Source organism: Streptomyces sp. NPDC088923, assembly GCF_044749745.1.
In the GTDB taxonomy this organism is placed as follows: Bacteria; Actinomycetota; Actinomycetes; order Streptomycetales; family Streptomycetaceae; genus Streptomyces.
On the sequence record NZ_JBIVIO010000009.1, the window covers coordinates 148,447 to 175,222 of the forward strand.

The following is a 26,776-nucleotide window of genomic DNA, read 5'->3' on the forward strand; positions in this document are numbered from 1 at the left end:
ACGGCGAGAGGCGGGCACGGTGACCGGAAGCGGAGGCGGAGCGACACCGCCCGGCGGCCAGGCCCCGGGCCGCGACCCGAACGGCGGCCGGGCTCCAGACGGCGGCCGGGCTCCGAACGGCGCCCGTACCCGGAGCGGCGACCCGGACCCGGACAACGGCCACAGCGCCGCCGAACGCGCCCAGATCGACCACCTCAACGCACTCGAACCGCCCCGCCGCTCCCCCGCCGGCAAGGAGAAGGGCGCACCCGACCCCACCTGGGCCAAGAACGACAGCACGCACGTCCTGGACCCGGAGCGCCCCCTCGAAGAGCCCTTCCCGCAGCCCCCGCCCCCGCCGCACCCCATTCCCTCCCGCGCCGGCGCCCTCCTCGCCACGGGCCACGAACTCGCCGAGACCGTCACGATGGACGAGGCCCTGCGCGTCACGGCCCGGCTGCGCGACGAACAGGGCTTCGACCTCAACGGCCAGGTCGTCTTCGGCGTCGGCGAGAACTTCCTGCACGCCGAGGGCCAGTCCGGCTACCGCGCCCCCGGCCAGACGGACACCGGCGGACTGCGCATGCCGCTGAGCACCCGCCACCCGGCCACGGAGGTCGCGCACACCGGCCGCGCCGTCTGGCTCGAATCCCCCGAGGCGTACGCGCGCGGCTACCCCGCGATATGGCGCCTCACCCCCCGTCGCGGCCGCGAGGCCTGGGCGTTCCTGCCGCTCGTGACGGGCGGCAAGGTCCAGGGCGTGTGGCTCGCCGCCTTCGGCGCCCCCCGCGTCTTCACCGCCGCCGACCGCGCCCTGCTCCGTACCGCCGCGGCCCTCCTCACCAGCGCGCTGGAACGCTCCCGCACGGGCGCCGCCGAACTCGCCCTCTCGCGCGGACTGCGCTCCAGCATGGGCGCGGCGGCGGGCGGCGTCCGCAAGGGCGTGAGCGTCGCGAACCGCTACGTACCGACCGGCGGCGGCCTCATGGTCGGCGGCGACTGGTACGACGTGATCCAGCTGCCCGGCGGCAAGATCGCCTGCGTCGTCGGCGACGTGCAGGGCCACGACGTGCACGCCGCCGGCCTCATGTCGCAACTGCGCACGGCGGTCCACGCGTACGCGGCCGAGGGCCACGGCCCCGACGCGATCCTCGCCCGCACCTCGCGCTTCCTCGCCGCCCTCGACGAGGACCGCTTCGCGACCTGCCTGTACGTGGAGGCGGACCCCGCCACCGGCGTCCTCATGCTCGCCCGCGCGGGCCACCCGCACCCCGTCCTGCGCCTGCCGGACGGCACCTGCCTGATCAAGCACGTACGGGGCGGACTCCCCCTCGGCCTGCTCGGCGGCGCCAACGACTACCCCGTCGACCTGGTCGAACTCGACCCCGGCGAGATCCTGATGCTCTGCACCGACGGGCTCATCGAGAACGGCGGCGACGACATGTTCACCGGCTGGGTCCGGCTGCGCGACGCGCTGGCCGAGGCCGACCCGGGCGACCTGGAGGGCATGGCCGACCGCCTCCTCGACACGGTCGAGACCCCCGACCCGGAGTCCGCCCCCGCCCACGGCGGCGACGACATCGCCCTCCTCCTGCTCCGCCGCGACGCCCACCCCGAACAGGGCACGGGCGCGGTCCCCGAACGCCGCCTCGTCCTCACCCTGCGCCAGGACCGCCCCGAGGGCCTCGCCGAGGCCCGCGAGGAACTCCGCCTCCTCCTCCACGACTGGGCCCGCCAGGACCAGGTCGACACGGCGGTCCTCCTCACCTCCGAACTCCTCGGCAACGTCCTCGTCCACACCGACCAGTCCGCCGCCCTCGCCGCCCGCCTCCTCGGCCACGCCGGCACCCGCCACCTCCGCGTCGAGGTCACCGACCAGGGCGACGAACTCCCCCACCAACAAGCCCCCGGCGAACTCGCCTCCTCCGGCCGCGGCCTCATCCTCCTCGACCTCCTCGCCTCCGCCTGGGGCGTCCGCCCCGAACCCGAGGGCAAGACGGTCTGGTTCGAACTGAACGAGTCGGAGGACGAAGCCCCACAGGAGAAGACCGAGGAGGAACTGCTGGAGGGGTGGTGAGGGGACGGCGGCGCCTTGGCCGTCCCCGCCGCACCCGCTCTCGCCTCACACTGTGGTGCCCGTCCCCGCCCTCTACGCGGCAGTGATCTACGGCACGGCCGCCTGGGCGACACCATCGGCAACCGCGGCAACTGGACGGGCGGCGTCCTCGTCATCGCCCTGATCACCGCGGCGGTCCACGCCGCGACCCTGGACACGGACTGGAAAACGGGCCGCTGACCCACACTTCAACGTTGAGGGGTGCGATGACCCCAACGCCGAAGGACCCCACCGTTCCCGGTGGGGCCCTTCAACGTATTGCCCGGTGAGAGCAATGGCGGAGGATACGAGATTCGAACTCGTGAGGGGTTGCCCCCAACACGCTTTCCAAGCGTGCGCCCTAGGCCTCTAGGCGAATCCTCCGCAGGAGACATTACATGAGCGGGGGGAGTGCTCGCGAACTCGATCCCCGGGCCCGGGATCGGGTAGGGTGGCGGGCAGCCCCTCACGTGGCGCTATCTGACTGAACTCCCCCAGGGCCGGAAGGCAGCAAGGGTAGGTCGGCTCTGGCGGGTGCGTGGGGGGCGTTGTCGTGTGCGGGGTCGTTTGTCGGTGGGCGCCTATAACCTCGTAGGTGTGTCGTCCCTCGCGTTGTACCGCCGCTACCGACCCGAGACCTTCGCCGAGGTCATCGGGCAGGAGCATGTCACCGACCCCCTGTCGCAGGCCCTGCGCAACAACAGGGTCAATCACGCGTATCTGTTCAGCGGGCCGCGCGGGTGCGGCAAGACGACCAGCGCCCGCATCCTCGCCCGCTGCCTGAACTGCGAGCAGGGGCCCACGCCCACGCCCTGCGGGGAGTGCCAGTCCTGCCAGGACCTGGCCAGGAACGGCCCCGGGTCCATCGACGTCATCGAGATCGACGCCGCCTCCCACGGTGGTGTGGACGACGCCCGTGACCTGCGCGAGAAGGCGTTCTTCGGGCCCGCGTCGAGCCGGTACAAGATCTACATCATCGACGAGGCCCACATGGTCACGTCGGCCGGCTTCAACGCCCTGCTCAAGGTCGTCGAGGAGCCGCCCGAGCACCTCAAGTTCATCTTCGCGACGACCGAGCCCGAGAAGGTCATCGGGACGATCCGCTCGCGTACGCACCACTACCCCTTCCGGCTCGTGCCGCCCGGGACCCTGCGCGAGTACCTCGGCGCGGTCTGCGGGCAGGAGCAGGTGGCGATCGAGGACGGGGTGCTGCCGCTCGTCGTCCGGGCCGGGGCGGGGTCCGTGCGTGACTCCATGTCCGTCATGGACCAGCTCCTCGCCGGTGCGGGCGAGGACGGGGTGACGTACGCCATGGCGACGTCCCTCCTCGGGTACACCGACGGTTCGTTGCTCGACTCGGTCGTCGACGCCTTCGCCGCCGGGGACGGGGCCGCCGCCTTCGAGGTCGTGGACCGTGTCATCGAGGGCGGCAACGACCCGCGCCGCTTCGTCGCCGACCTCCTGGAGCGGCTGCGCGACCTCGTGATCCTCGCCGCCGTGCCCGACGCCGGTGAGAAGGGCCTCATCGACGCGCCCGCCGACGTCGTCGAGCGGATGCAGGCGCAGGCGTCCGTCTTCGGGGCCGCCGAGCTGAGCCGCGCCGCCGACCTCGTCAACGAGGGCCTCACCGAGATGCGCGGCGCCACCTCGCCGCGTCTCCAGCTCGAACTCATCTGTGCGCGGGTCCTCCTTCCCGCCGCGTACGACGACCAGCGCGCCGTCCTGGCCAGGCTCGACCGCCTGGAGCGGTCCGGGCCACCGGCCGGCGTGGCGGCGGGGGCGGCCGCGGGGGCGGCCTTCCCGCAGTCCGCCGCGCCCGCTCCCGTCCAGGCACCGGGCCCGGCACCGGCTCCGGCGCAACCGCAGGCGCCCGCCCCCGCGCAGGCCCCCGCTCCCCAGGCCCCCGCCCCCGGCGGCTGGCCCGCCGCCACCGGGCCCGGCTCCGGGGCGCCCGCGCGTCGGCCCGGCGGCTGGCCGACCGGCTCGGGCGGCGGTGGCGGTACGCGGACGAGCGCGCCCAGCGCCCCGACGCCTGGCCCGGGCCAGGCCGCCCAGGCCCACGCCCAGCCGCAGGCCCAGGCCCCCGCCGCTCCCCAGCCCGCCGCCCCGCCCCCCGGCAGCGGCCTCGATCCGCGCGCGATGTGGCCCGAGATCCTGGAGACGGTGAAGAACACGCGCCGCTTCACCTGGATGCTGCTGAGCCAGAACGCGCAGGTCGCGGGCTTCGACGGGACCACCTTGCAGGTCGGCTTCGTCAATGCCGGGGCCAGGGACAACTTCCTCAACGGCAACAACGAGGACGTGCTCAAGCAGGCGCTCCAGAGCCGCTTCCAGGTGAACTGGAAGATCGAGGCCGTCGTCGACTCGCCGGGCGGAGGCGGCGGAGCGCCCCCGTCGCCACCACCCCCCGGGGGCGGCTACGGGGGGTACGGCGGCGCACCCGCGGCGCCCGCCCCGGCGCCTTCCCCCGCCCCCGTACCGCAGAGCGGCGGAGCCCCCGCGACGGCCCCCGGCGGTCACCCCGCCCCGCCGCAGGCCCAGTCGCGGCCCGCGCCCGCACCCTCCGTACCGGCCCCGGCCCCCGAGCCGCGCCCCGCCGCCGCTCCCGCGCGCCCGCCCGTGGCGCCCGAGGACGACATGCCGGCCGCCGACGACCCGGACCTCGTCGAGAGCGCGCTGAGCGGGTACGAGCTGATCGTGCGCGAGCTGGGGGCGACCGTGCTCGACGAGTACGACAACGACGCGGCGCCGCACTGAGCCGGGGACGGGGAAGTCCGAGCGGCCACCGGCCCCGCGCGGAACGGGGTCGCCGACCGGTCCGGGACCGCGGGCCCACCCGCCCGTTAGGGTGAGCCGTGTGAAGGTCCTCGTCATCGGAAACGGCGCCCGCGAACACGCCCTGTGCCGCTCTCTCTCGCTCGACCCAGTCGTCGAAGCCCTGTACTGCGCCCCCGGCAACGCCGGGATCGCCGAGGTCGCCGAAGTGCGGCCCGTCGACGCCCTGGACGGGGCCGATGTCGTGCGCCTGGCCCGGGAGACGGAGGCGGATCTCGTCGTCGTGGGGCCCGAGGCGCCGCTCGTCGCCGGGGTCGCGGACGCCGTGCGCGAGGCGGGCATCGCCTGCTTCGGGCCCGGGCGCGAGGCCGCGCGGCTGGAGGGCTCGAAGGCGTTCGCCAAGGACGTCATGGCCGCCGCCCAGGTGCCCACCGCGCGCGCCTACGTGTGCACGACCCCGGCGGAGATCGACGCCGCGCTCGACGCCTTCGGCGCCCCGTACGTCGTGAAGGACGACGGGCTCGCGGCCGGCAAGGGCGTCGTCGTCACGGACGACCGCGCGCAGGCGCGCGCGCACGCGCTCGCCTGCGGGCGGGTCGTCATCGAGGAGTTCCTCGACGGCCCCGAGGTCTCGCTCTTCGCGGTCACGGACGGCACGACGGTCGTCCCGCTCCAGCCCGCGCAGGACTTCAAGCGCGCGCTCGACGGCGACGAGGGCCCCAACACGGGCGGTATGGGCGCGTACTCGCCGCTGCCCTGGGCCGGGACCGGCCTCGTCGACGAGGTCCTGCGCACGGTGCTCCAGCCGACCGTGGACGAACTGCGGCGGCGCGGCGCGCTGTTCAGCGGGCTGCTGTACGCGGGTCTCGCCCTCACCTCGCGCGGCGTGCGCGTCATCGAGTTCAACGCGCGCTTCGGTGACCCCGAGACGCAGGTCGTCCTCGCGCGCCTGCGCACCCCGCTCTCCGGGCTCCTGGCCGCCTCGGCGCGCGGCGAGCTGGCGACGCTGGAGCCGCTGCGGTGGAGCGAGGACGCGGCCGTCACGGTCGTGGTCGCCTCCGCGAACTACCCGGCCGCGCCCCGTACGGGCGACGTGATCACCGGGCTCGACGAGGTCGCCGCGAAGGACGCCCCGGACGCGTACGTGCTGCACGCGGGGACGCGCCGCGAGGGCGAGGACGTCGTGAGCGCCGGGGGGCGGGTGCTCTCCGTGACGGCGACGGGCACCGATCTGACGGTGGCGCGCGAGCGCGCGTACGCGGCGGTGGCGCGGATCGGGCTCAAGGACTCGCAGCACCGCACGGACATCGCGGAGCGGGCCGCGCGCGACGCGGTGTCGACGGGCTGAGGCCCGCGGGAACACGTATCGGCCGCCCCGGGGTCCGTCCGCGTACACGTACTCGTGCGCAGGTACGGACCCCGGGGCGCCCGCTTGTCAGCACCTTTGCCCAGAGCCATTCCATCGAGTGATCGAAGCCGCATACGGCTGACGGCGGCGCGCGCCCCCACTAGGGTGCGGCACGTGCTCCATCGCCGGTCGGCCCGTGCAGAGCGGGCCGCGCGGGCGGGCTGCGGCACTTGGCCCACCGGCATTGCGATGTCAGGGGCCGGTGTCACAGTGGGGGATGTGAGCGACGCCGGAAAGCGCGACGGACCGCGGTCCGCCGCGGATCAGCGCGGGAAGCAAGCGACGAGGCAGAAACGGACCGGGCACCAGCACGGGTGCGCGGCCCGTCGGTGCAGGCCGGGCCCGCGGGGGTCCGGCGGGCGCCAGGGGTAGGGGGTCGGCAGGTCGTGTCGTCGGGTACGGGTGTGGAGGTGGGCGCGCTCGCCGCGCGCTCCAGGGCCGCCGCGGTGCTGCGGGTCAAGTCCGCGGCGACCGCGCTCGCGGTGCTGCCCGCGGCGTGCGCCGCCGTGCTGTGGGCGGGCGCGGCGGGCGGCCGGCTGGACGGTACGGGGTGGGACGCGGCGAGACTGTGGGTCGCGGTGCTCGCCGTGCTCGCGCTCGCCCTCGCCGGGGCGACCGCGCTGCTCATCGCGCGCGCCGCGCCCGCCGAGTCCCCGGCCGTGCCGGTGGAGGAGCGCGCCGCGCCCGCCCTCTACCACCTGGTGCGGGAGCTGGCGGAGCGGCTCGGGGTCCCGGCCCCCGCGGCGATAGCGCTCACCCCCGACTGCGACAGCTGGCTGGAGGAGCGCGGTGCCGCGCCCGGGGTACGGGCGCAGGTCCTCGTGATCGGCTCGCCCTTCCTGTGGTGGCTGCGCGTCGCCGAACTGCGCGCGCTGCTCGCCCCCGTCGTGGCGGGTACGGAGCCGGCGGCGGAGCCGACGACGGCGCAGGCGCGCAGGTTCGTACGGGGCCTGGACGCGGCGCTCGCGACGGCGGGACCGCGCGCGCCACTCGCCCACCGGGTACTGCTCGCGGTGCCCGCGCGCCTCGCGCGGCTGCTGCTCGTACGGTGCCGGAGTGCCGCGGCCGACATGGAGCGGTACGTGGCGGCGGCGTGTGCCGAGCGGGCCAGGAAGGTGGACTACGGGCGGCGGATCACCGCGCAGGAGCAGGTGGGACTCGCGTACGCGGGCTGGGACCGGCTGCTCGGCCGGGTCGCGGTGCCCGCCTGGCGGCTCGGGCGCTGGCCCGCGCGCCTCGACGCGGGACTCGCGGCGGCGCTCGCCGAGCTGTCCCGCAGGGACCGGCTCGCGGCGGACGAGCAGGCGATGCGGCTCACCGAGCCGCCCGCGAGTGAACTCCTGGAGGAGTCCGAGCTCGCCGACGAGGCGGCCTCCTTGCTCGCCGCGCGGCTCTTCCACGGGGAGCGGGGCGGCCAGTGGCGGCCGGTGAGCTGGCGCGATTACCCGCGGGAGGTCGTGGAGCGGCTGTGGCGCGCGGACGCCGCCCGGCTCGGCGAGGTGCTGGGCGAGGAGGGAAGGGCGCACACGGTGGCGCACGTCCTGGACGAGGAGGGACGCTCGCGCGCGGTGGCGCACGTCCTGGAGCACCTGACGGTGAGCGACAGCCCGCCCGAGCGGGTCGGGGTGCTCGCGGGGCTCCCGGTGCGCGGGGGCGGGGTGCGCAGCGCGCCCCGTACGGCCGAGTACCCGGCGCGGACCGAGCCGGAGACCGAAGCGGAGATCTTCCCCGAGACGCCCGAGGAGGAGGCCGACCGCTTCGCGCACCCGCGCGCGGCGGCGCTCGCCGCCGGACTCGCGGCGCGCCTCGCGCGCGAGGAGACGGGCGAGGCGGGCGGCGCCGCGCGGACCTCGGAGGGGGTCTACGACGGGGACGGCGGGCTGCCGCTCTTCGCGCCGCCGCCGGTACGGAGCGGGGCGGAGGTCCTCGCGGACCACGTGACCTCGCTCGTGTGCTGCGCGGCGGTGGACGCCGGCGGCGCGGTGCCGGGGCTCGACTGGCTCGACGGCCCGGTGCTCCTGGTGGACGGGGAGCGGGTGCGGGACCTGGGGGCGCGGGTGCGGAGCCTGGTGGAGGACGGCGACTCGATCCCGCTGCGGAGGTGGCTGGCACGGGTGGGGGTACGGCTCGGGTAGCGGCGCGGCACCACGAGGCGCTCCCCGGGGGAAACGGGCGGGCGTGTGTGCGGCCTCACCCGAACGAGGAACTCCGTTTCCGCCCGCCCGCCCCGCCGTCACCAGGCAGAAGCGGTTCTGCACGGCTTCGGCCGCAGGGCCGTCGGCGGGGATTCGGGAGGAACGGTGACGATGCGCGTGCTGAGTGTGATGTGCTGGCTTCCGCCCCGGGGACTCAGGGGCGCGGCACCGGGATTCGGGGGACGAGGGAGGGGCGGCGATGGGGGCGGAACGTGGGAAGGGCGGTCGGTGGGAATCGGGGGCGGTCGCGCACGCGGCCACGGACCCTTTCGGGCAGGGGCCGCTGCCGTGGCTGCGCGCGAGTGAGACGTACTTCGACGACGGCAGAGTCGTCCCCTGGTACGTCGAGCACGCCCCGGCGCCCGGCGCCGAGTTGCGGATGCCGAGGCCGCGCCGCGCGGAGGGCTCGCCCCGTTCGTCCGACGACGTGCACCAGCAGATCAAGGGCTTCACCTCGACGGGCGCCGTCGCCCCCGGCGAGTCGATCGACTTCCACGTCACGGTCAACCCGCCGCAGCCCTACTCCATGGACTTCTACCGCATCGGTCACTACGCCGGGGCCGGTGCCAGCAAGATCGCCTCGACGCCCCGGCTGCAAGGGCTCATCCAGCCGGAGCCGCTCCTCGCCGACCGCACGGTCTCGTGCCACCACTGGTGGCGCACGTGGCGGCAGCAGATCCCCTCGTACTGGAAGCCCGGCGCGTACGTCGCGGTCCTGACGACGCACGACGGGCACCGCTCGCACATCCCGTTCACCGTCCGCGACAGCGAGCCCGCCGATCTGCTCCTCCTGCTCCCCGACGTGACCTGGCAGGCCTACAACCTCTACCCGGAGGACGGCAGGACGGGCGCGAGCCTCTACCACGCCTGGGACGAGGGCGGGAAGCTGCTCAACGAGGAGGACGCGGCGACCACGGTGTCCTTCGACCGCCCCTTCGCGGGCGCGGGTCTGCCGCTGCACGTCGGCCACGCCTACGACTTCATTCGCTGGGCCGAGCGCTACGGCTACGACCTCGCCTACGCCGACGCCCGCGACCTCCACGCGGGCCGCGTCGACCCGACCCGCTATCGGGGCCTCGTCTTCCCCGGGCACGACGAGTACTGGTCGGTCCCGATGCGCCGTACGACCGAGCGCGCGAAGGAGGCCGGGACCTCGCTCGTCTTCCTCTCCGCGAACACGATGTACTGGCAGGTCGAGCTGAGCGCCTCCCCCTCGGGCGTCCCCGACCGGCTCCTGAGCTGCCGCAAGCGGCGCGGGCCCGGGCGCGCGACGCTGTGGCGCGAGGTGGACAGGCCGGAGCAGGAACTCATGGGCATCCAGTACGCGGGCCGCGTCCCCGCCCCGGCCCCGCTCGTCGTCCGGCACGCGAAGCACTGGCTGTGGGAGGCGACCGGGGCGCACGAGGGCGACGAACTCCCCGGGCTCGTCGCAGGCGAGGCCGACCGCTACTTCCCGCGCACGCAGTTGCCGCCGTACGAGGACCGGATGCTCCTCGCGCACTCGCCGTACGAGGACCAGGGCACCGTCCGCCACCAGGAGACCTCCCTCTACCGCGCCCCCAGCGGCGCCCTCGTCTTCGCCTCCGGCACCTTCGCCTGGTCCCCCGCGCTCGACCGCCCGGGCCACGTCGACACCCGTATCCAGCGCGCCACGGCGAACCTCCTCGACCGCATCTGCAAACGCGACTGAGCGCCGTTCGCCCGGTCCGCCGCCCCGCTTCCCCCGCCCACCCGGCACCCTGCGGCGTCGTTCGCCCCGCCCGTACGGGACAATCGGGGGCATTGGACGGAAGCACGTGGAGGAACCGTGTCCGGATTCGTCGAAAAGCCCGAGCCCGTACAGGTGCCGGGGCTGGTGCATCTGCACACCGGCAAGGTGCGCGACCTCTACCAGAACGAGGCCGGCGAGCTCGTGATGGTCGCGAGCGACCGCATGTCCGCCTACGACTGGGTCCTGCCCAGCGAGATCCCCGACAAGGGGCGGGTGCTCACGCAGCTCTCGCTGTGGTGGTTCGACCAGCTCGCCGACCTCGTCCCGAACCACGTCCTGTCGACGAAGCTGCCCGAGGGCGCCCCCGCCTCCTGGGCCGGGCGCACGCTGGTGTGCCGCTCGCTGAACATGATCCCGGTCGAGGCCGTCGCGCGCGGCTACCTCACCGGCTCGGGGCTCGTCGAGTACAACGAGTCCCGCACGGTGTGCGGGCTCGCGCTCCCCGAGGGCCTTCAGGACGGCTCGGAGCTGCCGGGAGCGATCTTCACCCCGGCGACGAAGGCCGAGGTCGGCGAGCACGACGAGAACGTGAGCTACGAGGAGGTGGCCCGGCGCATCGGCGCCGAGACCGCCGCCCAGCTCCGGCAGGCGACCCTGGCGGTCTACGCCCGGGGCCGGGACATCGCCCGCGAGCGCGGGATCATCCTCGCCGACACGAAGTTCGAGTTCGGCTTCGACGGCGACGCGCTCGTCCTCGCCGACGAGGTCCTCACCCCCGACTCCTCGCGCTTCTGGCCGGCGGATTCCTGGGAGCCGGGCCACGCCCAGCCCTCCTTCGACAAGCAGTTCGTCCGCGACTGGCTCACCTCCCCCGCCTCCGGCTGGGACCGCAAGAGCGAGCAGCCGCCGCCGGAGCTGCCCGCCGAGATCGTCGAGCGGACGCGGGCGAAGTACGTCGAGGCGTACGAGAAGCTGACGGGCGTGCGGTGGGGCTGACGCCCGCAGGGGGCTGAGCGGTGCACCGTGCGGGGCGATGTTTCACGTGAAACATCGCCCCCCACCCGTACACCCGCCCGTTCCGGGACACGAAAAAGGCCCCCCGTTCCGGGGGGCCTTTCGCTGAGCGGACGACCAGGTTCGAACTGGCGACCTCAACCTTGGCAAGGTTGCGCTCTACCAACTGAGCTACGTCCGCACCGCGCTTCTTCGCCGCTCTCGCGGTGTTCAGCGCGTGCGACCACTATACCCAACCCCGGGAGCGGGCCGTGCGCACGGCGGCGTGACGGTTCTCGGCCCCGAGCTTGGTCACGGCGGAGGAGAGGTAGTTGCGGACGGTGCCGGGGGAGAGGCCCGCGCGCTGGGCGATCTCGGCGACGGGGGCGCCGTCGGCGGCGTACTCCAGGACCTCGGCCTCGCGGGCGCTGAGCGGGGAATCCCCGGCCGCGATCGCGTCGGCGGCCAACTCCGGGTCGACGTAACGGCTTCCCGCGTGGACGGTACGGATGATCTCGGCGAGCCGCCGCGCGCTCACGGTCTTCGGCACGAAGCCGCGTACGCCCACCTCCAGGGCCCGCTTGAGGTGCCCGGGACGGCCGTGGCTCGTCACGATGAGGCAGCGGCAGCCGGGCAGTTCGCTCCGCAGGCTTGTGGCCACGCTCACACCGTCGCCGTCCGGCATCTGGAGGTCGAGCACGGCGACATCGGGCGTACGGGCCCGGGCCATCGCGAGGGCCTCGGCGCCCGAGGCGGCCTCCGCGACGACTTCGAGATCGTCCTCCAGGGCGAGGAGGGCCGCGAGGGCACCCCGGATGAGGTGCTCGTCGTCGGCGAGCAGCACGCGGACCCGGGGGGTGGCGGGACGCGCGGGCACGGGCTCGGTGGTCACGGGCGGTTTCCTCCGGAGGCGGGATCGGGGGCGGGTGCGGTGGCGGGACCGGTGGCAGGCGGGTGCGGTACGTGGGCGGTGAGGCGGAAGCGGCCGGGGGCCGTGGGGCCGGCTTCGAGTGCGCCGCCCACGGGAGCGAGGCGTTCGCGGAGGCCGGCGAGTCCGGAACCGCCCCGGGTGGGGCTCGGCGACTCGGGGGCGCCGTCGTTCTCGACGGTGAGGCTCGTGCCGGTGCGGCTGGTGGCGAGCGTGATGGAGCAGTGGCGGGCGTCGCCGTGGCGCAGGACGTTCGTCGCGGCCTCGCGGACGACCCAGGCGAGGGCGGCCTGCACGGGCGGGGCGAGGGGGTCGATGTCCCCCGCCGCGGTCGCGCAGTCGATCCCGGCGGCCTCCAGGACGCTGCGCGCGCCGAGGAGCTCCGCGCCGAGGTCGATGCCCCGGTAGCCCCGTACGACCTCGCGGACCTCGCGCTGCGAGCGCTGGGCGATCTCCTGAACCTCGGCCATCTGCGCCACGGCGTCCCCGGTGCGCTCGCGGCGGGCGAGCTGGACCGCGAGTTCGCTCTTGAGCGCGATGGTGGCGAGGTTGCGGCCGAGCACGTCGTGGAGGTCGCGGCCGAAGCGGAGGCGTTCCTCGGCGACGGCGAGCCGCGATTCGGTCTCCTTGGCGCGCTCGACCTTGTCCTTCGCCTTCTCGATCTCCTGGCGCGCGTACTCGATGTCCCAGGTGCGGGCGAGGGACCAGCCGGAGGGACGGCAGATGAGGAGGGCGAGCAGGGCGGAGACCGGGACGAGGACGGCGAGGACACCGCTCGGGGTGCCCTCGGGGTCGGCGAGGACGGCGGCCGCGGAGAGCAGGGCGGTCCCGAGGACGAGCGTGAGGAGGAAGCGGGGGACGGTGACGCGGAGGGCGAGGACGGCGAAGACGGGGTTGACGAAGAACATGACGGCGGTGGCGAGCGCCTGGGTGTCGATCGTGCCCCGGCCGAGGCTCACGAGGTAGAGCGCCGAGGTGAGCGCGGTGAGGGCGAGGAGCCGCCACGCGGCCGCCGGCTTGAGCGCCTCCGTCCTGCCGAGGTAGCGGTCGAGCGCGTCGAGGAGGGCGGGGCGGGTGGCGACGCAGAGCGCGAGCGAGGCGAGGAGCAGCGCCGAGCGGAGCGCGAGGTCGGTGCGGTCGCCCCGGCCGAAGTGCTGGAGGAGACCGGGCAGGACCCAGCCCGCGAAGAACGCCCAGACGTAGCGGCTCAGCGTGGCGCGCGTGTAGGAGTCCAGCTGCTGGACGGGACGGTGGCCCTTGTTCACCGCGCCGGGCAGCAGGGAGAAGCACGCGAGGCGCGGGAAACGGGGCGCTCGGGCGCGCTCCTCGGCGGGCACCGGGCGTGCGAGCGCCGCGGCCTCCGGCTTCCCGGCCGCGACCGCCTCCGTGCCGGGCCTCGGCTCCCCGTCGGGCTTCGGCTCCCCGCCCGGCGCGGGCACCACGGCCGTGGCCGTCGTGGTCTGCTCGTGGCTGCCGCTCAACGGTCGCCCCTTCCTGTGGCCGATGGGTCTCTCCATGGTGCGGGGTCGGCCCGCGGTGGCGGTACGGGCACGGGGCGCCGCCCGCGTGGGCCGCCCCGTACCGCCGCTCGGCGAAGACCGCCCCCGCCCCGTACCGTCACCCGCCCCGTATCGCTCAGCGCCTCGGTTCCCAGCGGAACCAGCGGCGGACGCCGTAGGCGGCGAAGGCGGCCCAGGCGAGGCCGGTGACGACGGCCAGGAGGATGTCGCCGCCGTCGAGGTTGCCCGCCCAGCCGCCGCGCAGGAGCGAGAGCGTCGGGGTGAAGGGCAGGGCGTGGGCGATGGCCGCGAGGGTGTCGGGCATGACGTCGAGGGGGACGCCGACGCCCGAGCCGATCATGGTGAGGAGGATGACCGGCATCGCCATGACGGCGGCCGTTTCGGCGGTGCGGCTGAGGGTCGCGGTGAGGGCGGCGAGGCCGATGGCCACGACGAGGCCGAGGAGCGCGCCGAGCACGGCGAGCGCCGGGTTCGCGGGCGCTCCCGGGTGCACGACCACGGTGAACCCCGCGATGACCACGACCCACTGCACGAGGCAGGTCACGACAGCGGGCAGCGCCGAGCCGATGAGGATCTCGTGGTCGCGCACCTCGCCCGTGCGCAGCCGCTTGAGCACCAGTTCCTCGCGCCGGGTCACGTAGGTGCTCACGAGCGTCGAGTAGACGGCGAAGAGGAGCGAGAGGCCGAGCGCGGTCGGCAGGAGGACGGTGCCGAGATCGAGCCCGGTGCCGCTCAGGTCCATCGAGTCGACGGCGTTCTTGAAGCTGAACGGCAGGACGAGCGGCACGACGAGGGCGGCGAAGAGCGTGCCCTTGCCGCGCAGGAGCAGTGTCGTCTCGGCGCGCGCGAGGGCACCCATGCGGCTGCGCGCGGTCGAGGCGGGGCCGATGGGTGCGGCGGGACCGGTGGGGGCGGTGGTGCTCATCGGGTGGTCTCCTCTGCGAGCGCGGGGGCGGGAATCGGGGCGGAAGGAGTGCCGGTCCGGGAGCCGGCCTGTGCCGCGATCCGCAGGAACGCCTCTTCGAGCGAGGCCGCGCGGATGTCGAGCCCGTCCAGCTCGATGTTCTCGGCGCGCGCCCACAGCAGCAGCTCGGTCGCCGCGTGCTGGAGCCGGTGGGTACGAAGGCGGACGGTCCTGCCGTCCGCGTCGAGGAGCGCGGCGCGCAGCGCGGCGGCGTCCTCGGGCGGCGCGAGCCGGTCGGCGCGTGCCCCGGCGGGCTCGGCCCACAGGCGGGCGAGCGGGGGCAGGTCCTCGGGGCGGTGGCTCGCCGGGAGGCGGAAGGAGATCCGCGCGGGCTGGCTCGCGAGGACCTCCTCGACGGTTCCCGTGACGTTGATGCGGCCCGCGTGGAGGATCGCGAGCCGGTCGGCCAGCTCCTCGGCCTCCTCCAGGTAGTGCGTGGTGAGGAGCACGGTGGTGCCCTCGGCGCGCAGCGCGCGGACGAGGTCCCAGGTGGCGCGGCGGCCCTCGGCGTCGAGCCCGGTCGTCGGCTCGTCGAGGAAGAGGATCTCGGGGCGGCCGAGGAGGGCGCTCGCGAGGTCGAGGCGGCGCCGTTCGCCGCCGGAGAGCTGCTTGACGCGGACGCCGCGCCGCTTGCCGAGGCCGACCAGGTCGAGCGCCTCGCCGAGCGGGCGGGAGCCGCTCGTGCAGGCCGCCCACATCCGTACCGTCTCCTCGACGGTCAGTTCGGAGGGGAAGCCGCCCTCCTGGAGCATGACGCCGGTGCGGGGGCGGATCGCGGCCCGTTCGCGGAAGGGGTCGTGGCCGAAGATCCGGACCGTGCCGCTGGTGGGCCTGGCCAGTCCTTCGAGAAGTTCGACGGTGGACGTCTTGCCCGCGCCGTTCGTCCCGAGCAGGGCGAAGAGTTCGCCTCGGTCCACGTGGAAGGTGATCCCGCCGACCGCTTCGAACCCGCCCCCGTAGACCCGGCGCAGGTCAGTCACATCGATGACTCGCGTGGTGTCTTTCGCGCTGTTCATGTCTTCGAGTCTTCCCGGGGCGAGAACCCCGGGGCAGTGCGCGGTGTCACCAAGGCGGATGACAGATGTCATCGGGGCCCCGCGCGCGGACACCGGCGGCGCGGACACGAAGGCCCCCGATTCCGGGGACACGAAGAAGGCCCCCCGTTTCCGGGGGGCCTTTCGCTGAGCGGACGACCAGGTTCGAACTGGCGACCTCAACCTTGGCAAGGTTGCGCTCTACCAACTGAGCTACGTCCGCGGATGCGCCCACGACTCGCGTCGTGCGGTGCGGTGACCACCCTACCTCACGGTAGAGCGGTGCAGAGCGGGTGACAGGGATCGCACACTGCGCCTCCCCCTTGGAAAGGGGGTGTTCTACTACTGAACTACACCCGCGCGGCTCCGGGTTCCGGCCTTTCGGCCCGTTCCCTTCGGCGTGCTCCAGACTTTAGCCGATCACCCGGGGTGGAGCGCAAATCGAGGGCGACGGGCCGTCAGGAGGGGGGTACGGGGGCGGGCGGGACGTGAGGGGCCGGCGCCCCGCCCATCCCCGTACCACCGGGGCTCACGCCCCGGCGCCCGCCTCAGTTGGCCGCTTCGAACTCCTCAAGGACCTTCTTCGGGATGCGCCCGCGCTGCGGCACGTCCATCTGGTGCGACCTGGCCCAGGCGCGGACGGCGGCGGGGTCGGCCGCCACGGAGGTGCGCCGGTAGGCGCGGCCCGAGGAGGAGCGTTTGCGGCCTGCGGCCACGAAGGGCTCCAGCGCCTTGCGCAGTTTCTCCGCGTTGGCCTGGCTCAGGTCGATCTCGTACGACTTGCCGTCGAGCCCGAAAGTGACGGTTTCCGCCGCTTCCTTGCCGTCGGTGTCGTCGTAAAGAGTGACCACGACACGCTGCGCCACGAATATCGGTCCTTTCGTCGGCGGCTCCCGCCGCCCGACCTGTACACGGCCGGAGTTCCGCGCTCCCGGTCGGGGCGCGGCCCTGCGCACGCGGTGGGGCGTACGGGATCATGCGTGCCCGTACGCACTTTTACCGAATGTCTTTTCCGGCCGATTCCTTTTTACAGGCCGGGGTGCGGAGTGGGGAAGTCCTTAAGGAGTTCTGCCGCGTGTTCCCGTGGGTGTTCCGGTGGCGGTCGCGGGCATTGCCACCCTGTATATGCGCACGGATTTTCCGGGGCGGGCGACTTCTCGTGTGAGTACCGCCACAGGCGCATGGGTGCGCGCCTGCCGGGCGGTGGCGGAGGTCGCTACTCCCCGTAAGTGATCCACTTCCGCTCTACCCGCGTAGAAATTCCGGCCCGGTACGCTGAACGGACAAGCTCAACGAAGCACCACACACCGGGAGTGCCCGTGGCACGCGTCGTAGTCGACGTCATGCTCAAGCCGGAGATCCTCGACCCCCAGGGACAGGCGGTGCAGCGTGCGCTGCCGCGCCTCGGCTTCGAGGGGATCGCCGACGTGCGTCAGGGAAAGCGATTCGAACTCGAAGTGGACGGCGAGGTGGACGACGCCGTGCTCGCGCGGGTCCACGAGATGGCCGAGACCTTCCTCGCCAACACGGTGATCGAGGACTTCGTGGTAAAGGTGGAATCGTGACGGCACGTATTGGGGTCGTTACTTTTCCCGGCACCCTCGATGACCGTGACACGCAGCGCGCGGTGCGGATCGCGGGCGCGGAAGCCGTTCCGCTGTGGCACCGCGACAAGGACCTGAAGCAGGTCGACGCGGTGGTCCTGCCCGGGGGATTCAGCTACGGCGACTATCTGCGCGCGGGCGCGATCTCGCGCTTCTCGCCGGTCATGGAATCCGTGATCGCCGAGGCGAAGTCCGGAATGCCTGTCCTCGGTATCTGCAACGGATTCCAGGTCCTCACCGAGGCGCACCTGTTGCCCGGCGCGATGCTCCAGAACGACCGTATGCGTTTCGTGTGCCGCGAGCAGAAGCTCCGCGTGGAGAACGCGGGCACCGCGTGGACCACCGAGTTCACGGCGGGTCAGGAGATCCGCATTCCGCTCAAGAACATGGACGGCCGCTACACGGCCGACGAGCGCACCCTCGACGCCCTGGAGGCCGAGGGGCGGGTCGTCTTCCGCTACGTGGACACGAACCCGAACGGCTCGCTGCGCGACATCGCGGGCGTGACCAACGAGGCCGGCAACGTCGTGGGCCTCATGCCGCATCCCGAGCACGCCGTGGAACCGCTCATCGGCAGCGGTGGCACGGACGGCCTCGGGTTCTTCACCTCGATCCTGAGGAAGCTGGTCTCCGCATGAGCCTGGACACGGTCGAGAACGCGGCCGCGACCCCGGAAACGCCGCTGCCGTGGAAGGAGCTCGGCCTCAAGGAGGACGAGTACCTGCGGGTCCGCGAGATCCTGGGCCGCAGGCCCACGGGCGCCGAGCTGGCGATGTACTCGGTGATGTGGTCGGAGCACTGCTCGTACAAGAGCAGCAAGGTGCACCTCAAGCAGTTCGGCGAGAAGGCCCCGCAGTCCGACGCGATGCTCGTCGGCATCGGCGAGAACGCGGGCGTCGTCGACGTCGGCCAGGGGTACGCGGTGACCTTCAAGGTCGAGTCGCACAACCACCCCTCCTACGTCGAGCCCTACCAGGGCGCCGCGACCGGTGTCGGCGGCATCGTCCGCGACATCATCGCGATGGGCGCGCGCCCGGTCGCCGTCGTGGACCCGCTGCGCTTCGGCGCGGCCGACCACCCCGACACCAAGCGCGTGCTGCCCGGCGTCGTCGCCGGGATCGGCGGCTACGGCAACTGCCTCGGCCTGCCGAACATCGGTGGCGAGGTCGTCTTCGACGCCTGCTACCAGGGCAACCCGCTCGTCAACGCGGGCGCCGTCGGCGTCATGCGCCACGAGGACATCCACCTCGCGAAGGCGTCGGGCGCGGGCAACAAGGTCATCCTGTACGGGGCCCGCACGGGCGGCGACGGCATCGGCGGCGCCTCGATCCTCGCGAGCGAGACCTTCACGGATACATCAGCGGCTGACGCCGCGGGGACGAAGCCGAGCAAGCGCCCGGCCGTGCAGGTCGGGGACCCCTTCCAGGAGAAGCTGCTCATCGAGTGCACGCTCGAAGCCTTCGCCGAGAAGCTCGTCGTCGGCATCCAGGACCTCGGCGCGGCCGGGCTCTCCTGCGCGACCTCCGAGCTGGCCTCCAACGGCTCCGGCGGCATGACGGTCGTCCTCGACGACGTCCCGCTGCGCGACTCCACGCTCTCGCCCGAGGAGATCCTCATGAGCGAGTCGCAGGAGCGCATGTGCGCCGTCGTGGAGCCGGAGAAGGTCGAGCGCTTCCTCGCGATCTGCGAGAAGTGGGACGTCATCGCGACGGTCGTCGGCGAGGTCACCGACGGGGACCGGCTGGAGATCTTCTGGCACGGAGAGAAGATCGTCGACGTCGACCCGCGCACGGTCGCGCACGACGGCCCGGTCTACGAGCGCCCCCTCGCGCGCCCCGAGTGGCAGGACGCGCTCCAGGCGGACGACGCGAACAAGCTCCCGCGCCCGGCCTCGTCCGCCGAGCTGAAGGAGCAGGTCAAGCGGGTCCTCGGCTCGCCGAACCAGGCGTCGAAGGCGTGGATCACGGACCAGTACGACCGGTACGTGCAGGGCAACACCGTCCTCGCGCAGCCGGAGGACTCCGGCATGATCCGCGTGGACGACGAGAGCGGCCTCGGGGTCGCCCTCGCGACGGACGGCAACGGCCGGTACGCGAAGCTCGACCCGTACACGGGCGCGCAGCTCGCGCTCGCGGAGGCGTACCGCAACGTGGCGACGACCGGCGCGCGTCCGCTCGCCGTCTCGGACTGCCTCAACTTCGGTTCGCCCGAGGACCCAGCGGTCATGTGGCAGTTCTCGGAGGCCGTGCGCGGGCTCGCGGACGGCTGCCTCCAGCTCGGCACCCCGGTGACCGGCGGGAACGTCTCGCTCTACAACCAGACCGGTGACGTGGCGATCCACCCGACGCCCGTCGTCGCCGTTCTCGGCGTCATCGACGACGTGGCCCGGCGCACCCCGGTCGCCTTCGCGGAGCAGGGGCAGCTCCTGTACCTCCTCGGGGACACCAAGGAGGAGTTCGGCGGCTCGGCGTGGTCCGAGGTGATCCACGAGCACCTGGGCGGGCTGCCCCCGGCGGTCGACCTGGAGCGCGAGCGGCTGCTCGGCGACATCCTGATCTCGGCCTCGCGCGACGGCATGATCGACGCGGCGCACGACCTCTCGGACGGCGGCCTGATCACCTCCGTCGTCGAGTCGGCGCTGCTCGGCGGCAACGGGGCGCGGCTCGTCGTGCCCGAGGGCCTGGACGCCTTCACGTTCCTCTTCTCGGAGTCGGCCGGCCGCGCGGTCGTCGCCGTGCCGAGGAGCGAGGAGCTGCGCTTCACGGACATGTGCGGTGCGCGCGGCCTGCCCGCGACCCGGATCGGCGTCGTGGACGGCGAAGCGGTCGAGGTGCAGGGCGAGTTCGCGCTCTCGCTGGCCGAGCTGCGCGAGATCCACGAGGGTACGGTGCCGGGCCTGCTGGCCTGAGTCCCTCACGTACGGGGGCGGTCGCGCGCTGGTGGCGCGACCGCCCCGCCCCCGTACGCGCGTCGCTTGCCCCCGTACCGGCTTGGACGGCCGCCGTACGCGCGTCAGTCGACGCTCTCCCGAGCCCCTGCCCGGTCCCCGCGACCGGGCAGGGGCTCCGGTGTTCCCGGGACCGCCTCCGGGCGCCGGGGGGCCGGGAGGCGCAGCACGAGTGCCGTCGCGAGGAGCATGAGGGCCGCGAGGCACGCGAAGACGGTGTCGACGCCGCCCGTGAAGGAGAGCGCCGCTCCCGGGACGGCGGTCGAGGGGTCGTGGCCGCGCGCCGCCGCCCCGTCGAGCCCGGTGAGACGGGTGAGGAGCACGCCGCTGAGGGCCGCGCCCGCCGCGCCGCCGAGGGTCTGGAAGAAGCGCGCCGCCGTCGTCGTGACGCCGAGGAGGCCGGCGGGCGCCGTGTCCTGCGCGTACTGGATGAGCTGACCGACGAGGAGCCCGAAACCGCAGCCCAGGACGGAGAGCGCGCCCCGCGTGGCCCACGCGGACGTGTGCGCGGTCGAGGTGGCGAGCAGAGCGAGACCGAGGGCGGCGCCGGAGGTGCCGAGGGCGAGCGGGAGCCGGGTGCGCCCGGTCGCGTACCGCTGCGAGAGCAGGCCCGAGACCGTCATGCCGGCCGCCATGGGGAGCAGGAAGAGCCCGGCGCTCGCGGAGTCGAGGCCGCGCGCGACCTGGAGGTAGAGCATGACCTGCACGATCGCCGAGGTGAGCCCGATGCCGAGGAGCAACTGCACGGCGAAGCCGAGGCGCAGGGCGCGCGGCCGGAACAGGGTCAGCGGGAGCACCGGTTCGGGCGCGGTCGCCTGCCGCCACAGGAAGAGCGCGAGGAGGACGAGGGTCGCCGCCGCGAGCGCGAGGGTCTGCGGGGCGAGCCAGGGCCAGCGCCCCCCGCCCCATTCGAGCGTGAGCAGGAGCGCCGAGGTGAAGGCGGCGGCGAGCGCGGCGCCCGCGTAGTCGACGCGGCGGCGCTCGGGACGGTCCGGCAGACGCAGGACGGCGGCGGCGGTGAGCAGGACGGCGAGGCCGAGGGGCAGGTTGACCCAGAAGATCCACCGCCACGAGAGGTGCTCGGTCAGCGCCCCGCCGACCCACGGGCCGAGCGCCATCCCCGCCCCGGCGACCAGGCCACCTGCTCCGGCACCGCGCGGGGAGGGCGGGGCGGGGGTGGTTCCGGCGGGGGCGGCTGAGGCAGGGGTGGCCGCGGTGGGGGCGGGCGCGGTGGGGGTGGCCGCGGTGGGGGCGGGTGCCGGCTCCGTGCGGGCGAGTGCCGAGAGCCGGAGCACGACGAGCGTGATGCTCATGAGCCCGCCGCCGCCGATCCCCTGGAGGGCGCGGAACGCGAGGAGCTGGGGCATCGACTGGGCGAAGCCGCACAGCGCGGAGCCGAGCAGGAAGACGCCGAGCGCTCCGAGGAAGACCCGCTTGGCGCCGAGGGTGTCGCAGAGCTTCCCGTAGAGGGGGAGCGCGGCGGTGGCGGCGAGCTGGAAGGCGGTGACGAGCCAGGGGACCTTGGCGAGGCCGCCCTCGGGGTCGAGATCGCGGACGAGCGGGACGGCGGCGGCCGAGACGATGTTCGAGTCCAGGACGGCCAGGACGATCGTGACGAGGCAGAGCACCGGGACGAGGCGGAACCGGGACGGAGGGGAGGGCGGCGGGGCTGGCACGGGGACTCCTCGGGGGTGGACGGACGCCGACGAGCCGAGGATGGCGCATTTACGTATACCGAGTCAATGTTTTATCTGAGTCAATGCTGACTGTGGGGTGCCCGTGGCCGGGAAACAGCAGGTCCGTTCGCCGTGCGGGCCGCTGGTACCGTGCGCGGCATGAGCAGCCTGCGGGAGCGGAAGAAGGCGGAGACGCGGCGGAAGCTGCGCGAGGTGGCGCTCGATCTCTTCGCCGCGCGCGGTTTCGACGCGGTGTCGGTCGCGGAGATCGCGGAGGCGGCCGGGTTCTCCAAGATGACCGTCTTCAACCACTTCGGCAGCAAGGAGGACCTGGTCCTCCAGCCGCTCCAGGAGCACGTCGAGGACGCCGCGCGCGCGGTACGGGAGCGGGCGCCCGGCGAGTCGGCGGTGGCCGCGCTGCGCCGCACGTACCTCGCGGCGCTCGCCTCCGGCGACGCCTCGCTCGGCGGCAGCGCTCTGCCCGTCGTGCTGCGCCTTCAAGGGCTCATCGCCTCGACGCCGCCGCTCCTGGCCCGGGTGCTCGTGCTGCGCGGGCTCTCCGAGCGGGCGCTCGCGGCGGAGCTGACGGAGGCGACGGGGGACGAGGCGGGCTCCTCGCTCGCCGCCGCGCAGATCCTCGCGGTGTGGCACACGCTCGTGGGCCGCAACTTCCGCGGCCTGCTCGCGGGGACCGAGGTGAAGCGCGTCATCGCGGACGGGCTCGCGCTCGCCGAGCGGGCCTTCGGCCAACTGGAGGCGGGGCTCGGGGACTTCGGGCGGTGCGTGGACACGCGGCGTACGGACACGCAGGGCGACGTGCCGCGTACGTAAAGCGCGGGACAGCGGCCGCCCCGGCGTTCTACCGTCCGCGCATGGACTGGCATGACTGGCACCGTGTGTACGACGACCCGGACTCCGTGCTCGCGCTGCGCCTGCGGACCGTGCGCGCGCGGATCGCGGAGGTGCTCGACGTGGCGCCGCCCGGCGAGATCAAGGCCGTGAGCGTGTGCGCGGGGCAGGGCCACGACCTGCTCGGCGTCCTCGCGGACCACCCCCGCCGCGCCGACGTCCGCGCGCGCCTCGTCGAACGCGACCCGCGCAACACGGCGGCGGCACGGGCGGCGGCGGAGGGGCTCGGGCTCGGCGGGCAGGTCGAGGTGGTGACGGGGGACGCGGCGCTCGTACGGAACTACGCGGACGTGGTCCCTGCCGCGCTCGTCCTGCTGTGCGGGGTGCTCGGCAACGTGGCGGACGAGGGCATGGAGGACGCCGTGGACCGGGTCTCGCGCCTGTGCGCGCCCGGCGGCACGCTCGTGTGGACCCGTAACCGCAAGGCTCCCGACCGCGTCCCGCGCGTCTGCGCCTGGCTCGAAGCCCGCGGCTTCACGCGCGAGCGCCTCTCGACCCCCGACGTCCGCCAGGCGGTAGCTGCCCACCGCCGCACCGGTCCCGCGGTCCCGCCGCCGCCACCGGACGCGCCGATGTTCCGCTTCGTCGGGTACGACGTGCTGGCGGAGCGTGAGGAGCGGGCCGGCTGACGGAAGGCGGAGGAGAAGTCGCAGCCGTACGGGGCGAGTTGGGGGGCACCCGCTCTCAAAGAGTCCGTCCCCGTCAGAGGAGTACGCGTGACCCTCTACCAACGCCCACTGACTCCGGCGGGCTCGCCGGAGGCCGCCCCGGACGAGACCGGGCGCATGTTCCAGATGATCACCGGCTACTGGGCGACGCAGCTCGCCCGCACGGCGGCCGAGCTGCGGCTCGCCGAACACCTCGGCCAGGGCCCGCGCACGGCGGCGGAACTGGCCCGTACCGCGGCCCTCGACCCCGCGGCGACCAGGCGTTTCCTGCGCGGCTGCGACGCCCTCGGCCTCGTCACCACCGAGGACGGCGAGCGGTACGCCGCGACGCCCCTCCTCGACACCCTGCGGGCCGACCGGCCCGGCTCGCTGCGCGACCTGGCCCTGTGGGGCGGCATGACCTCGCACTGGCAGCCGTGGGGCCTGCTCCCGGAAGCCGTGCGGACCGGGCGGGCGCAGTCCGAAGCCGTCTTCGGCGAGGACCTGTTCACCTACTTCGCCGCGCACGAGGAGGAGGGGACGCGCTTCGCGGCGGCCATGTCGGCGATGACCCGGGGCGTCGCCGACGACCTCGCGGACGTCATCACGCTCCGGGGGGACGAGACCGTCATGGACGTCGGCGGGGCGGCCGGCGCCTTCGTCCAGACCCTCATGTCCCGGCACCCCGCCCTGCGCGGAGCCGTGCTGGAGCTGCCGCACCTGGCCAAGGCGGCGGAGGAGTCGGCGGCGGCGGCCGGGCTCTCCGAGCGCTTCACGTTCGTCGCCGGGGACTTCCTCGACGTCGTGCCGCCCGCCGACGTCTACCTGCTCAAGTACGTGCTGCACGACTGGGACGACGAGACCGCCGTCCGGATTCTGCGCAACTGCCGCGCGGGACTGCGGCCCGGCGGCCGTGTCCTCGTCACCGAACTCGTCATCGATCCGCAGGAGTCGCGCGGGCTTCCGCCGCTCATGGACCTCAACATGCTGACCCTCTCCAACGGCGGACGTGAACGCGAACGCGCCGAGTTCGCCGAGCTGTTCGAGGCAGCGGGCCTGCGGCTCGTGGGCGTGACGCCCTCGGCCTCGCTCGTCTCGGTCGTCGAGGGAGTGGCGGCGTGAACGCCCGGACCGGGTAGAACCCCCGGCCGACGACGATGGACCAACTCGGCGGTCCCCGGGGGGGCCGCTGTACACCGGGCTGCCCGTCATCGCCTTCGCCGGGGAGCGACCCCCGCACCCGAGAACGGCCCGAGGGCTCCGGCCGACGCGAGAAGGGCGGCCGGAGCCCAGCCGTGCCGCGCCCGCACACCCTCCCGGCCCGGCCGCCCGGCCTCCTGCGGCCGCACGGCGCGGCAGGTGCCACGGACCGCCTACGCTCGTCCCATGCCACCCGCCAAGCGCCGCCCCCGCACCTATGACTTCCGGAAGACGAGCACCGCGCTCTTCGCTCAGTACGGGCTCGCCCGAGCGGCTGTGCGCGGGCTCGGCGAGAAGGAGCTCGCGCTGCCCTCGGGCCTCGGGGAATGGACCGTCGCGGAACTTGTCACGCACCTCGGGCTCACCCTGGAGTCGGTGACCCGCGCGGTCGAGGCGGAGCCGCCGACAGAACCCCAAGTAGCCCTCACCGACTGGCCGTTCACCACCATCACGCGGGCCGCGCTCAACGAGGAGCGGGTACGGGAGCGGGCCGCCGGGCTCGCGGGCCGCGCCGCGCTCGACGACTGGCTCGCCGAGATCGCGACGCGCGCCGACCGGGTGCTCGACGGAGCGCTCCCCGGGCGGCTCGTCGCCGCCCCGGCCGGGCCCATGGCCCTCGGTGACTTCCTCGTCACCCGTTGCGTCGAACTCGTCGTGCACAGCGATGACTTGGCGCGCGCGACCGGGCGCGAGGTGCCCCTCGACCGGCAGGCGCTCGCCGCCTGCACGCGCCTGCTCGCCGACGCGCTCGCCGCCCACGTGCCCGGAGCGTCGACGGAGGTACGCGTGCCGCCGTACGCCGTCGTCCAGTGCGTCGAGGGCCCCCGCCACACGCGCGGCACCCCGCCCAACGTCGTCGAGACCGACCCGCTCAGCTGGGTCCGCCTCGCCACGGGCCGCACCGACTGGGCGAGCGAACGCGCCGCCGCCCGCGTCAGCGCGAGCGGCGAACGGGCCGACCTCTCCCCGTACTTGCCCCTGCTGGGCTGAGCGCCCCCGCACCCCGCCCCGCACCGGCGTCCACCTCGTGGTGGGCGCCGGTTCCGTCTTTCGGGCGACAGCCGCCCGCCTGCTGGGGCTCCACAGGGATGGGCCAACTCGCCTGCGGGATTCCGCGTTTCGGCCCCCGGGTCGTCCGGCGCGCACTTCTACGGTGGCCCCAGCGCGACCACCCCGCTGCCCGCCCCCACGAGCCCTCCGACCCCGGGGCCCACCCCAGGACCCGCCCCGCCTCCGCCACCATGCCCCGCAACACCCCCGTCAGGTGATCCCCCGGTGGTTCCGGCACGCCCGCCAGCGCCCGCCGCGCCGCCTCCCGTTCGCCCGCGCCCACACCTGCCCGCCGCCCACCGGGGCCGGGTCGAGGTAGGCCGCCTGGCGGAGCATGTCCTCCTCCAGGCGGGACAGCCGCGCCCCCGGCTCCGTCCCCAGCCGGGCGTCGAGCGTCCGCCGCGCCCGGCGCACGGCGGACAGGGCCTCCGCCTGACGGTCCGAGCGGTACAGCGCCAGAGCGAGCAGCCGCCAGCCCTCCTCCCGCTTCGGATGCGACTCCCCCAGGTCCGGCACGGCCCGTGCCGCCCCCCACCTCGCGCACGCCCTCGGCGACGAGCGCTTCGCCCTCGCGGGCCACGACAGGGGCGCCCTCGTCGCCTACCGTGCCGGTCTCGACCACCCGGAGGCCGTGAGCCACCTGCTCTGCCTCGACGTCCTGCCGATCCTCGACTCCTAAGAGGCGATGCGCGGCACGAGCGCGGCCGTCGGCTTCCACCTCTACCTCATGGCGCAGCCCCCCGGCCTGCCCGAGGCCATGATCGCCGCGAGCGCCGACGCCTTCTTCGGGTACTTCCTCGACGCCTGGGCCAAGAGCCCCTTCGCCGCCGAGATCCGCGCCGAGTACCTCGCCGCGAGCCGCGCCGCCGTGCCCTCGATCGTCGCCGGCTACCGCGCGTCCGCCGGCATCGACACGGAGCACGACCGCGCCGACCGCGCGGCGCGCAACCGCCTCACGATGCCCGTCACCGTCCTCCAGCAGGACTGGGGCGCGGCGCTCGGCTACGACGCGGACGCCGTGTGGCGGGCCTGGGCCCCCGACCTCGTCCACCGCACGACGGACGCGGGGCACTTCATGGCGGAGGAGGCCCCGCACGAGGTGGCGAAGGCGCTGCGGGAACTGCTCGCCCGCGGCTGAGGG

Annotated in this window: 21 protein-coding genes, 4 tRNA genes, 1 other RNA gene and 1 pseudogene; 16 read left to right on the plus strand and 11 right to left on the minus strand. The window is 74.2% G+C overall.

What is annotated here, in order from left to right; all coding sequences use genetic code 11:
- Nucleotides 1-19: 19 nt before the first annotated feature.
- Together ACIP4O_RS27185 and ACIP4O_RS27190 are read left to right on the plus strand one after the other, a co-directional pair.
- The gene (locus ACIP4O_RS27185) at nt 20-2,056 is read left to right on the plus strand and encodes a SpoIIE family protein phosphatase (RefSeq protein WP_401578406.1); all 2,037 of its coding nucleotides are present in this window, start codon (nt 20-22) and stop codon (nt 2,054-2,056) included.
- 15 nt (nt 2,057-2,071) lie between these two features.
- On the plus strand, nt 2,072-2,275 hold the full coding sequence (locus tag ACIP4O_RS27190; protein WP_401578408.1) for a hypothetical protein: 204 nt from the start codon (nt 2,072-2,074) through the stop codon (nt 2,273-2,275).
- A 95-nt stretch (nt 2,276-2,370) separates the two neighbouring features.
- Here ACIP4O_RS27190 and ACIP4O_RS27195 read toward each other — a convergent pair.
- A tRNA-Ser gene (locus tag ACIP4O_RS27195) sits at nt 2,371-2,458 on the minus strand.
- Between the two features lie 73 nt (nt 2,459-2,531).
- Between ACIP4O_RS27195 and ffs the strand changes: the two genes are divergently transcribed.
- The 6 genes from ffs to ACIP4O_RS27225 all read left to right on the plus strand — a co-directional run bounded on the left by ffs (nt 2,532) and on the right by ACIP4O_RS27225 (nt 11,159).
- Nucleotides 2,532-2,630, plus strand: an RNA gene (gene ffs, locus ACIP4O_RS27200) — signal recognition particle sRNA small type.
- Nucleotides 2,631-2,671: 41 nt separating this feature from the next.
- Nucleotides 2,672-4,831, plus strand: a complete 2,160-nt coding sequence (locus tag ACIP4O_RS27205) for a DNA polymerase III subunit gamma and tau (RefSeq protein WP_401578409.1) — start codon at nt 2,672-2,674, stop codon at nt 4,829-4,831.
- Between the two features lie 100 nt (nt 4,832-4,931).
- Nucleotides 4,932-6,197 carry a phosphoribosylamine--glycine ligase gene (gene purD / locus ACIP4O_RS27210; RefSeq protein WP_401578411.1) on the plus strand — a complete coding sequence of 422 codons (1,266 nt, stop codon included), beginning with the start codon at nt 4,932-4,934 and terminating at the stop codon, nt 6,195-6,197.
- 446 nt (nt 6,198-6,643) lie between these two features.
- On the plus strand, nt 6,644-8,392 hold the full coding sequence (locus ACIP4O_RS27215) for a hypothetical protein (protein WP_401578413.1): 1,749 nt from the start codon (nt 6,644-6,646) through the stop codon (nt 8,390-8,392).
- 259 nt (nt 8,393-8,651) lie between these two features.
- A complete protein-coding gene (locus ACIP4O_RS27220) occupies nt 8,652-10,142 on the plus strand; it encodes a N,N-dimethylformamidase beta subunit family domain-containing protein (RefSeq protein WP_361329530.1) in 1,491 nt (496 codons plus the stop codon).
- 117 nt (nt 10,143-10,259) lie between these two features.
- The gene (locus ACIP4O_RS27225; RefSeq protein WP_401578415.1) at nt 10,260-11,159 is read left to right on the plus strand and encodes a phosphoribosylaminoimidazolesuccinocarboxamide synthase; all 900 of its coding nucleotides are present in this window, start codon (nt 10,260-10,262) and stop codon (nt 11,157-11,159) included.
- A gap of 126 nt (nt 11,160-11,285) precedes the next feature.
- Here ACIP4O_RS27225 and ACIP4O_RS27230 read toward each other — a convergent pair.
- The 8 genes from ACIP4O_RS27230 to ACIP4O_RS27265 all read right to left on the minus strand — a co-directional run bounded on the left by ACIP4O_RS27230 (nt 11,286) and on the right by ACIP4O_RS27265 (nt 16,468).
- Nucleotides 11,286-11,358 (minus strand) — tRNA-Gly (locus tag ACIP4O_RS27230).
- Nucleotides 11,359-11,403: 45 nt separating this feature from the next.
- Nucleotides 11,404-12,048: a response regulator transcription factor gene (locus ACIP4O_RS27235; protein WP_361329536.1), complete on the minus strand. Its 645-nt coding sequence runs from the start codon at nt 12,046-12,048 to the stop codon at nt 11,404-11,406.
- Entirely contained in the window at nt 12,045-13,565 is a 1,521-nt protein-coding gene (locus ACIP4O_RS27240) for a sensor histidine kinase (protein WP_401578417.1), read from the minus strand. The genes ACIP4O_RS27235 and ACIP4O_RS27240 overlap by 4 nt, the downstream gene beginning before the upstream one ends.
- 154 nt (nt 13,566-13,719) lie before the next feature.
- A complete protein-coding gene (locus tag ACIP4O_RS27245; RefSeq protein ID WP_401578419.1) occupies nt 13,720-14,529 on the minus strand; it encodes an ABC transporter permease in 810 nt (269 codons plus the stop codon).
- Nucleotides 14,526-15,584 (minus strand): ABC transporter ATP-binding protein, encoded by a 1,059-nt coding sequence (locus ACIP4O_RS27250; RefSeq protein ID WP_401578421.1) that lies wholly within the window; start codon nt 15,582-15,584, stop codon nt 14,526-14,528. Before ACIP4O_RS27250 ends, ACIP4O_RS27245 begins: the two co-directional genes overlap by 4 nt.
- Before the next feature lie 168 nt (nt 15,585-15,752).
- Nucleotides 15,753-15,825, minus strand: a tRNA-Gly gene (locus ACIP4O_RS27255).
- Nucleotides 15,826-15,890: 65 nt separating this feature from the next.
- Nucleotides 15,891-15,962 (minus strand) — tRNA-Gly (locus ACIP4O_RS27260).
- 188 nt (nt 15,963-16,150) lie between these two features.
- A complete protein-coding gene (locus tag ACIP4O_RS27265; RefSeq protein ID WP_007824243.1) occupies nt 16,151-16,468 on the minus strand; it encodes an Lsr2 family protein in 318 nt (105 codons plus the stop codon).
- A gap of 453 nt (nt 16,469-16,921) precedes the next feature.
- On the opposite strand from ACIP4O_RS27265, the gene purS reads away from it, so the two are divergent.
- The 3 genes from purS to purL are packed head-to-tail and all read left to right on the plus strand — an operon-like array spanning nt 16,922 to nt 20,114.
- A complete protein-coding gene (gene purS, locus ACIP4O_RS27270) occupies nt 16,922-17,167 on the plus strand; it encodes a phosphoribosylformylglycinamidine synthase subunit PurS (protein ID WP_164284237.1) in 246 nt (81 codons plus the stop codon).
- Nucleotides 17,164-17,844 carry a phosphoribosylformylglycinamidine synthase subunit PurQ gene (gene purQ / locus ACIP4O_RS27275; protein ID WP_009067540.1) on the plus strand — a complete coding sequence of 227 codons (681 nt, stop codon included), beginning with the start codon at nt 17,164-17,166 and terminating at the stop codon, nt 17,842-17,844. Before purS ends, purQ begins: the two co-directional genes overlap by 4 nt.
- A complete protein-coding gene (gene purL, locus ACIP4O_RS27280; protein WP_401578424.1) occupies nt 17,841-20,114 on the plus strand; it encodes a phosphoribosylformylglycinamidine synthase subunit PurL in 2,274 nt (757 codons plus the stop codon). Before purQ ends, purL begins: the two co-directional genes overlap by 4 nt.
- A 104-nt stretch (nt 20,115-20,218) precedes the next feature.
- On the opposite strand, the gene ACIP4O_RS27285 is transcribed toward purL, so the two are convergent.
- On the minus strand, nt 20,219-21,829 hold the full coding sequence (locus ACIP4O_RS27285) for an MFS transporter (protein WP_401578426.1): 1,611 nt from the start codon (nt 21,827-21,829) through the stop codon (nt 20,219-20,221).
- A gap of 159 nt (nt 21,830-21,988) precedes the next feature.
- On the opposite strand from ACIP4O_RS27285, the gene ACIP4O_RS27290 reads away from it, so the two are divergent.
- From ACIP4O_RS27290 to ACIP4O_RS27305, 4 genes are all read left to right on the plus strand, one after another.
- The gene (locus ACIP4O_RS27290; RefSeq protein WP_401578428.1) at nt 21,989-22,660 is read left to right on the plus strand and encodes a TetR/AcrR family transcriptional regulator; all 672 of its coding nucleotides are present in this window, start codon (nt 21,989-21,991) and stop codon (nt 22,658-22,660) included.
- Between the two features lie 41 nt (nt 22,661-22,701).
- A complete protein-coding gene (locus ACIP4O_RS27295; RefSeq protein WP_401578429.1) occupies nt 22,702-23,367 on the plus strand; it encodes an SAM-dependent methyltransferase in 666 nt (221 codons plus the stop codon).
- 87 nt (nt 23,368-23,454) lie between these two features.
- Complete coding sequence (locus ACIP4O_RS27300; protein WP_401578431.1) at nt 23,455-24,507, plus strand: methyltransferase; 1,053 nt, start codon at nt 23,455-23,457, stop codon at nt 24,505-24,507.
- A 264-nt stretch (nt 24,508-24,771) separates the two neighbouring features.
- Nucleotides 24,772-25,575, plus strand: a complete 804-nt coding sequence (locus ACIP4O_RS27305; protein WP_401578432.1) for a sterol carrier family protein — start codon at nt 24,772-24,774, stop codon at nt 25,573-25,575.
- Nucleotides 25,576-25,845: 270 nt separating this feature from the next.
- Here ACIP4O_RS27305 and ACIP4O_RS27310 read toward each other — a convergent pair whose 3' ends face one another.
- Nucleotides 25,846-26,151, minus strand: a complete 306-nt coding sequence (locus ACIP4O_RS27310) for a BTAD domain-containing putative transcriptional regulator (RefSeq protein ID WP_401578434.1) — start codon at nt 26,149-26,151, stop codon at nt 25,846-25,848.
- A gap of 19 nt (nt 26,152-26,170) precedes the next feature.
- Between ACIP4O_RS27310 and ACIP4O_RS27315 the strand changes: the two are divergent.
- Nucleotides 26,171-26,773: pseudogene (locus ACIP4O_RS27315) on the plus strand (alpha/beta fold hydrolase); the annotation flags it as partial.
- Nucleotides 26,774-26,776 lie beyond the last annotated feature (3 nt).

What these genes read in the sequence shown, in the direction of transcription:
- ACIP4O_RS27220 (WP_361329530.1), top strand. Translation starts at nt 8,652, where the DNA reads ATGGGGGCGGAACGTGGGAAGGGCGGTCGGTGGGAATCGGGGGCGGTC.
- ACIP4O_RS27305 (WP_401578432.1), top strand. Translation starts at nt 24,772, where the DNA reads ATGCCACCCGCCAAGCGCCGCCCCCGCACCTATGACTTCCGGAAGACG.
- ACIP4O_RS27290 (WP_401578428.1), top strand. Translation starts at nt 21,989, where the DNA reads ATGAGCAGCCTGCGGGAGCGGAAGAAGGCGGAGACGCGGCGGAAGCTG.
- ACIP4O_RS27295 (WP_401578429.1), top strand. Translation starts at nt 22,702, where the DNA reads ATGGACTGGCATGACTGGCACCGTGTGTACGACGACCCGGACTCCGTG.
- purL (WP_401578424.1), top strand. Translation starts at nt 17,841, where the DNA reads ATGAGCCTGGACACGGTCGAGAACGCGGCCGCGACCCCGGAAACGCCG.
- ACIP4O_RS27245 (WP_401578419.1), bottom strand. Translation starts at nt 14,529, where the DNA reads ATGAGCACCACCGCCCCCACCGGTCCCGCCGCACCCATCGGCCCCGCC.
- ACIP4O_RS27250 (WP_401578421.1), bottom strand. Translation starts at nt 15,584, where the DNA reads ATGAACAGCGCGAAAGACACCACGCGAGTCATCGATGTGACTGACCTG.